The following is a 618-nucleotide window of genomic DNA, read 5'->3' as shown; positions in this document are numbered from 1 at the left end:
CAGGGTTGTTGCGCACGCTGTTGAAGGACTGGCGCAAGGTTGAGGTTTCAGACATAGGGCAAGGTTCTCCGAAGTAAGAGAGCTAATTGTCCAGCCTACTCGAGTGGACAGATCCAGGGTTTCTTGGGGCTATCCTCACCCCAGCATAGTCTAACTCAACAGTTCTTGTGAATAGCTCTCAACAAAGTGCTTGTTGCAGCAGAACCGGTGGGCTGGTCAGAGAGTAGCCGCATCTTCCCGATTTACACTGGACTGGGAGCGTTAGCCCAGTTGATCCCGTACCTGGAGATGGAGCATGTCGCAAACGGAGCCAGAAAGCCACTCCTGGATAGAAAAACTGATTCGCCTAACCCATCAAACAGTTGCGCGGGCTGGGGGGAAACCGCAGGAACCTTGGGATTGGGCCGGCCACCTGTTCAAAGAGAGCCTGCTGGAAGCAGAGGCAGAAATGGGCCACTGTAATGTCCTGGTGATTGGCAAAAGTGGGGTGGGCAAAAGCACCTTGGTCAACGCGGTGTTTAAAGATGAGCTGGCCCGCACTGGTGTTGGCAGCCCTGTTACCCGCCACATTCGCCAATATTCCAAGCAAGGCTGCCCAATCACCATCTACGATACACC

General features: G+C 54.0%; 1 protein-coding gene. It reads left to right on the top strand.

The features are described from left to right. Positions 1–295: 295 nt before the first annotated feature. Positions 296–618: GTPase (locus NW844_RS13105; protein WP_414336272.1), on the top strand; the 323-nt coding region annotated here is incomplete at its 3' end.

The sequence above is a fragment of the Synechococcus sp. H55.2 genome, from assembly GCF_047462495.1.
Lineage (GTDB): Bacteria > Cyanobacteriota > Cyanobacteriia > Thermostichales > Thermostichaceae > Thermostichus.
The sequence above is the reverse complement of the archived record's forward strand: the minus strand, read 5'-3'. Positions and strand labels throughout refer to the sequence as shown.